This window comes from Microcystis sp. LE18-22.4A, from assembly GCF_027531105.1.
In the GTDB taxonomy this organism is placed as follows: Bacteria; Cyanobacteriota; Cyanobacteriia; order Cyanobacteriales; family Microcystaceae; genus Microcystis; species Microcystis aeruginosa.
Map to the genome: position 1 here is coordinate 22420 of NZ_JAPZRB010000122.1, position 7289 is coordinate 29708.

The 7289-nt window shown below is 43.4% G+C and carries 6 protein-coding genes and 1 pseudogene; 5 read left to right on the forward strand and 2 right to left on the reverse strand.

The annotated features are described in order from the left end of the window. Window positions 1-19: 19 nt before the first annotated feature. Complete coding sequence (locus O9295_RS05385; RefSeq protein ID WP_288032218.1) at window positions 20-2227, reverse strand: PhoX family protein; 2208 nt, start codon at window positions 2225-2227, stop codon at window positions 20-22. Window positions 2228-2551: 324 nt separating this feature from the next. Here O9295_RS05385 and O9295_RS05390 point away from each other — a divergent pair. The 3 genes and pseudogenes from O9295_RS05390 to O9295_RS05400 form a co-directional block, all read left to right on the forward strand. Further along, window positions 2552-2851, forward strand: a pseudogene (locus O9295_RS05390) (potassium channel family protein); the annotation flags it as partial. Window positions 2852-3024: 173 nt separating this feature from the next. Next, window positions 3025-3225: a DUF4278 domain-containing protein gene (locus tag O9295_RS05395; RefSeq protein ID WP_061433262.1), complete on the forward strand. Its 201-nt coding sequence runs from the start codon at window positions 3025-3027 to the stop codon at window positions 3223-3225. Window positions 3226-3538: 313 nt separating this feature from the next. Beyond that, window positions 3539-4000 carry a PPC domain-containing protein gene (locus O9295_RS05400; RefSeq protein ID WP_061433263.1) on the forward strand — a complete coding sequence of 154 codons (462 nt, stop codon included), beginning with the start codon at window positions 3539-3541 and terminating at the stop codon, window positions 3998-4000. A gap of 299 nt (window positions 4001-4299) precedes the next feature. Here O9295_RS05400 and cobS read toward each other — a convergent pair whose 3' ends face one another. Beyond that, window positions 4300-5058, reverse strand: a complete 759-nt coding sequence (gene cobS, locus O9295_RS05405; RefSeq protein ID WP_288032223.1) for an adenosylcobinamide-GDP ribazoletransferase — start codon at window positions 5056-5058, stop codon at window positions 4300-4302. A 313-nt stretch (window positions 5059-5371) separates the two neighbouring features. On the opposite strand from cobS, the gene O9295_RS05410 reads away from it, so the two are divergent. Both O9295_RS05410 and O9295_RS05415 read left to right on the forward strand, forming a co-directional pair. Next, window positions 5372-6532 carry an AlbA family DNA-binding domain-containing protein gene (locus tag O9295_RS05410; protein ID WP_288032224.1) on the forward strand — a complete coding sequence of 387 codons (1161 nt, stop codon included), beginning with the start codon at window positions 5372-5374 and terminating at the stop codon, window positions 6530-6532. 224 nt (window positions 6533-6756) lie between these two features. Next, window positions 6757-7191 (forward strand): type II toxin-antitoxin system VapC family toxin, encoded by a 435-nt coding sequence (locus tag O9295_RS05415; protein ID WP_288032226.1) that lies wholly within the window; start codon window positions 6757-6759, stop codon window positions 7189-7191. The last annotated feature ends 98 nt before the right edge of the window (window positions 7192-7289 follow it).

A 7289-nucleotide genomic window follows, 5' to 3' on the forward strand; every position in this document is an offset into this window, starting at 1 on the left:
ATCATCTAAAACAAATGTATTATCCAGATTTTGACTCGGTTCGCCGAATCGCCACCACTGCCGGCCGGGGAGGTTGATTAACTTGACCACTGGGCCAATTCGACCCTAGGGGTACTTGTCGTATTTGTTCAAATTCCTGCCCATTAGTGGTTTTCAGGGCAAATTTGCGGTTTTCAAAGGCCAAATCCCGACGAATTCCCCCCGCTTCCCCCGGATGTTGTACTGCCAAAAATAACGTCTCTTGGTCGGGAGTAAAGTACAATCCCGTTAATTCCGCATCCATGGGAGCGATAGCAAAAGGATAGGGATGCTCTTGACCCTTGGCAAACACCCAAGCGCTATTATTGCCAAAAATACCCAATAAATCCCGTTGACTAACCGGGACCCCTTGGGGATAACGAGTTTTCATCTCTCGATTTAACCCACCCGTGGAAATATCGCTAACCATCCAGAGATTTCCCTGTTTATCGAAAGCGAGGTTATCGGGATTAGAAAAACCCTCACCTTTCTCTGTCGGTTCCCCTCCATAAGCGACCACATCCCAACGAAAACTTAAGGAAGCAGCATCGTTATTATCTTCCCTTAAGCTGATAATCCAACCAAATTCGTAGGGTATTTCGCCATTTGGCCCCTTAAATATTTCCTTATCGGCTCCTCCCTCCGCTTCACTGGGACTACCAGAGGTAAAGGTCATATATAAAGTGCCATTCTCGTCCACTTCCGTATCTTCCGGGCGACCAGTACAAGTGACCCCAACGGCGTTAGCTGCAAAATGAGCATCGATGAGAATTGCCCCCTGTTTTTCCGTCCTATTACCTTCATACAGGTCTGCGAGGGTCTTATATTTAGCTTTGTAGGCTAGAATCTCCTCATCGTCCTTAAATAGCAGTAATTTAGTATCATTGACCGTTCTTTCGGGATTCGGCAAGGCTACCACCCCATCCCCGCGACTAGCGGCAATTTGACTCGGTAGGACGGGATTTATCTCCGTGTCGGGATTTAAGGGTATCCAATAACCGGTTTTATCGGGGTTGAATTTGGCCCCGTAGAGCATTCCTTTTTCTAGGAGTTTTGAGTTATTTTTCTGCTTAATATCGCTAATTTTGCCCTCGGAAACGAATTTATAGACATGACCGCCTCTGCGATCGCAACCTGAATAAACCGCCAAGGGTTGCCCCGTTTGAGCGAGAAAAGCGACCGCTTCATGGCGAAAACGCCCTAACCAAGTGTGTTTTGTGCCATAATCGTCGGGATTGGCTGGATCCACCTCTACCATCCAACCGTATTTATTTCCCGCTAACCCAAAGACGTTACCCCGGCCATCCACTTCCCCACTATTGAGAATAAAGGGAGTAGTATCGGGATGCAAAGAGGAACCATCTTTTAACACTACCTCCGTCACTTGGTCTTGAAAGTTCTCCTCGGCACTAAATACAGTCCCCCAAGGCGTTGTTCCCCCGGCGCAATTTTGCAACGTTCCGATAATTTTTGCCCCTAATCCGTCATCGTAGCCAAGTTTATCGGTTTTGGTAAAAATTGCTACAGCAGGACCGGTCGCTTTCAGGTAGTGACCGTCCTTTAGTCCAGAGATACCGGTAATGCGGCGATCGGCTTTACTATAGGTACGTTGCCATTTTCCCGTTTGATCTTTAGCCAGGGAAATTACGCCAATTCCCTGATCAATTAGGCCTTCTAGGGAGATTTCCTCGATTTTTGCCTTTAAGCTGGCATCTTGCAGGTGATAGGCGGCAATTTCACCCTTTTCGTTGGTTTTTTCCCGTACTTCCTTGACGGGTAGGGTTTTACCAATCACTTGTTCAAAGGTTTGTAGCCAAGTACGACCACTGATATATTCAAAATTAACGGTTAGATAACCTTGACCCGGACTGGTTTCGATAAAAGATAGATAATCATTGTTATAACCGAAACGGGAATCACCCACTGCATCCCCCCACTGGGCCAGCACATCATAGGTGAATCCTTGAGGAAGAACGAGATCATCTAGGACTTTATAGGTTTGATAGGCACTTTTTTGGCTTTCATCGCTCATGCCGTCAATTTTTAAGGGAATCGGCAGTTTGACTGCAGCAAAGTTTAACCCGAAACTATTGGCAGCGATCGCAGGACTGCTGATCAGAGAGGAAGATTTTTTCCCTTGCAGACTGAAAAAAGAGACACCAGCAGTGGCAGTTAAAAAGGTGAGGAAATTACGGCGAGAAATACTCATATTTTCAGTAATAAAGTCAAAACTGATACTCAGACCTTGATTAGGTTAAATTTTATTACGGACACTTGACATAGGGATTATACAGTATCCAAGTTATGACTAAGTTAACAGCCAGTTAAAAAGCTCTCCTGCAAAAATCTTCCGTTATACTCAATCCAGTTATTAAAAACTGATTATTTATTCTCCCTTTTGCATGAGTGCCTCTTGCATGAGTGCCTGTCCTTATAAGTAGCATTATGCTCAACGGATTTAGTACAAATTCTGCTGTAAGCTGATAGCTAGATGGTCAGGTGACGGAAATCGATGCAAAGTTCACTGAAAAGGATTATCAAAGCTTTTAGCGATCGCCAGATGAATAAAGAGATGGAATCCCTAGAAAATCACGTCATAATCTGCGTTTTTGGGCGTATAGGACGCATTCTAAGGACTAAATTGGCAAAAACAGCCCAATCCTTTATTATCGTCGATAATAACCCCGATCACATTGGATTAGCTCAGGAAAAAGGCTACTTAACTCTTAATGGTAACGCCACCGATGAAAGTATTCTCCAGAAAGCCGGTATCGACAAAGCGCGAGTTTTAGCGACGGTGTTGCCGGATGATGCCTTAAATGTCTTTATCTCAAATGTCGGGGCGATGTTCCTAATTTTGCCCGTCGTTATGCTCTGCGTCGAGAAATGCGCTATCGGGGGTCTTCTTGGTAGGATATTTACCCAGAAAAAAGTTGAGCTTTTCTGGAATTAATTTGGCCGCAGCTGGAGATAAGACTAACTCACCAATTATCTCCAGAGACACCTATGAAATTAACCTATCGCGGCATTGCTTACGAGAAAAATCCCACTGCCACCGTTGCTTCCAGTCCGCTGATTTTAGGCTATCGTGGTGTTCCCTATTTAAAAAACCGTGGTGTCGCTCAAAGCATTCAGAAACCGGTAGCCGTTACCTATCGCGGTCAAGCCTATAATATCACTCAGTCTTTAGCTTCTTTGCCCATGTAAGAACCCTCTTTAAGTTTTTAACTTCTAGTTCTTTTTCAATCAATCTCTTTTAAATATTGTCAATTAATGATCACAGCAATTACCTTAAACGGGTTTTATCTTCCCTCTTGCTCCAAGGGGGATTTTTAACTTGTTTTGCCAGCAAGGAATATATGTTCATAGTTAACAAAATTAATTACACATATTTTTCCCTTCCGCAGTTCCGCAGTTCCGGTGTTCCTCTTTTCTGGGGTGTGAATTTAATTTTATCGAACTGCTGATAGTTATCAGTTTTTTGTAGAATAGGGAGATTGAGAAAACGAACATCTGCCCTATGACAAGATTTCCTTTGACTGGTCGCTATTCTGGTTTATGCGTCTTACTCACTTTATTCTGGTTAAGCGGTCAATCTTTACCCGTGCGAGCGGAAAAAATCTATAATCCTGTCCCCCTAATCCTCAATAAAGAAATTAACGATACTCTCACCGACAAAGATATTCCCACGGGGGAAGGGGGGTTTGCTAGGGATTATACCGTAGATTTGGACAAGGACGATCAGGTGGCCATCGATCTCAAATCGGAAAATTTTGATGGGGTGTTAATTCTCCTGGCCGCCGATGGTTCCACTGTAGCGGAAAATGATGATGGTCCCGATGGTGGCACTAATGCCCTCCTCTTTGCGCGCATTACCGAGTCGGGTAAGTATGTTATTCGGGTGAGAGCTTTCGGAGAAACCGGTGGGGGCAAATTTACCCTGAAATTAACCCGTTTACGGGCCGTGGAGGGCAAAAATTAAACCTCTGGTAAAAATCAACAATTGTCCAGGTTGGTTAGGAGTCAGTAGCCAGTAGTCAGTAGCCAGGAGAATTAAAAATGAACATTAATCAATTAAATGGTCTATTTACAGATTTTAGGCCAGTTAATCCTTATTGTTGACGTTTTTGAATCCCCAAAAATTAATTATGCCAGAGGTCTATTAAGCTGAGACGCATTTTAATCGCCTATCCTTAGATTAGTTGAATCTCCCCCAATTCCTTTACTGTTGCCTCTTGCCTCTTGCCTCATCTCAACAAGCAATTTAAATACCCTGGCAGCTTAGCTAATTATTGTCAAAAAAACCAAGAATAGAGCCTCTGTCCACTCCACCACCGCACCGTAGGTATCACCGGTGTGACCCCGAAGACGACGATATAACCAGTAACCAGTAAGCATAGCGAGGGCGATTCCAGCACTAATGGCGATTATTCCCCAGCTTAGACCGCCAAATAGGGCGATTAACCCCCAAATTATTCCCCCACAGTCCCAGGGCAGACAAAAAGCCACTTTATGAAAGGCTCCCTTGCCGGTGGGTTTGAGGTAGGGATAAAGAGCGATCGCCATTACTTGCCCCCAACGTCCCCAAATTGGTGCTAAAATTAGAGCTAAGGCTCGATTATCGCTTAAATCGGTCAAAGCGGCGATTTTTAACAGCAAAACCATGGTCACGGCCATGACTCCAAAGGCCCCGGTAACACTATCGGCCATGACCGCTAAACGACGCGGGGGGTCGGTGACAGCTAAACCATCGGCCGTGTCACTAACTCCATCAAGGTGTAGTCCTCCCGTTAGATAAACCCAAACTGTCACAAGGACAACCGCACGAGTTAGGGGTGGCATTCCCAGACCAGCTAGAGTTATATCGAGCAAAACCAGAATTAGACCCAAAAATAAGCCCACTAAGGGAATCCATCGGGCAATTCTGCCAAAATCCGGCCAGGCAATCGGAACCGGAATAATCGTGTAAAAAGCGATCGCACCTAAAAATGAGCGAATTTCTTGACAAATGAAGTTAAATATGGTAATCAATCTCCCCAATTCGATTCTGGTGTGGCAGTGTTTCTCATAAAGATGAAGTATAACCTAATTTTGTATCGGCCACCCTGTGGGATTTTCAAAACATCTGAGAATGCCTATAATAATTCGGCATAACACGCTTATTGTAATGTTATAGGAAGAGTTCTTGCGATCGCTATACAGGAGAGTAATATACGGAAAGTTTCCTGAAAAAATGCGTATTTGGCGTGATATGTGGAAAGTTTCCGTATAGCATCTAGTCCGACGTACACTTCTAAGCTACGAGTTCCCCCTGTGACTTAGTACAGTTACTAATACATAAAGAGCAAATTAAATGAAAACTCAGTTACTTGAAAGCCTACTTTACGAAGAAGAAAGTCCAACGCTTGATTTCAAAAAAGAACAATATCCATTCTCCAAGGCAAGTGAGGAAGAGAAGTCTGAACTTGTCAAGGATATTTTAGGATTCGCAAACGCATGGCGAAGATCCGATGCCTACATCTTGATTGGAGTAGAGGAAGTACGGGGCGGAAAAAGTGAAGTAATAGGAATACAAAATCATCTTGATGATCACACACTTCAACAATTTATTAACAGTCTCACTAATCAGCCAGTTCGCTTTCATTACGAGGCCGCAACTATTGAGGGCAAGCAAGTAGGTGTTATCCGAATTGAACAGCAAACAAGACCAATATATCTTAAGAAGAAATATGGAAAGCTGGATAAAGATAAGGTTTATGTGAGGAGAGGAAGTTCAACCGATCCACAAAAACCGGCTACTTTAGATGAAATTGCACAAATGAGGGTGGAACCTGAAGATATTGACGCTAATCTTGCGGTTGTATTTTCCAACCCAGATACTAAGGAACTGATTGGCTCACACTTATCAATTGAAGCTAAATTATGCAACTTGCCGCCATCTTATAGCATCCCATCTTTGCCTGATTTGCCCAGAAATTCCTATATACTTGATTCAATATCAGCGTATAGAACAAATCATCAATATTACCGTGAGTTAGCTCACTATATCTATGTACGTAATCTATTTCGCCCAGTTCAACTATCTATCTCAAATGTTGGGCGTGTCGCTGCGCGCAATGTCAGAGTCGAGTTCTCAGTTAACTCTTTAATGCAGATAGAAATGCTTCAAAAGGAAAATCTTCCTCAAATGCCCAAAAAGCAATCTCTCGGACCAGAACTAAATCTAAATAGAATGAGATTTACTAAGACACCAGGCAATGTGTGCATCAATCAAACTACTGACCAACTAACTATTGAGATTGATTGTGGAGATCTACAGCCAGGCAGGATAATATTCTCTGATGTCTTCTATATCGGCAAGAAAACTGAAAATTGCGATAATATTGTCGGAGCAGTTTATGCCGACAATCTTCCTTGCCCCTCTGAGTTGAATCTTACAATATCTGCTTCACTAAGCAAGTCTTCTCTGACAGTAGAAGATTTGATGTCTTGGGGGGAGTGCGATCGCCGCTGATCTTGTAGGGTGTGTTCCCTAAAGTGGCTCCTACTGCTCCAGCGATCGATTTTTGGGGAACGCACCATGCAGATTAATTGCAGCTGTGGGTTTAAGTGCGATGGCGAAGGCACTGCGTAGCAGTACGCTGATCCTGTCGGTTGGGTTGACGGCTGTTACCCAACACCCTCAAAACCAAGATTAAATAAGGTAGGATAGAGAGCGAAAAAATATTCTAGATTGCCGTGAATGGAAGCGTCTATATTGAAACAAGTATTTTTGGGCATTTAACCGCCAGACCCACTGACAATCTGATCGTTGCTGCTAATATCAAGATCACCCAAGATTGGTGGAACGAACATAGTAGCTCATTTACGCTTTACGCATCAGAGATCGTTGAAGATGAGGCAGCTAAGGGAGATCCGATAATCGCCGCTCAACGGTTAAACTTGTTACAATCCCTAATGCTTCTCGAACTTACAGAAGATGCGTTTGAACTTTCGCAAGCGTTTCTGACTCAAAGCAATCTGCCCCTAAAGGCATCTAACGACGCTTTACATATGGCATTAGCAACCGTCTATAACTTAGATTATTTGCTAACATGGAACTGCAAGCACATGGCAAATGCCCAAATTCACGGCTCTTCGGGAATTGTTATGCAAATAATTAACTTAAAATAAAATTCGATGAGAGTACCTACGCCCAAAAGTAGCTGAAACTCATATAGGGAAGGACTTAAGGCACAAACAGGTTAATACCAAAAGATAGACAATTGAGT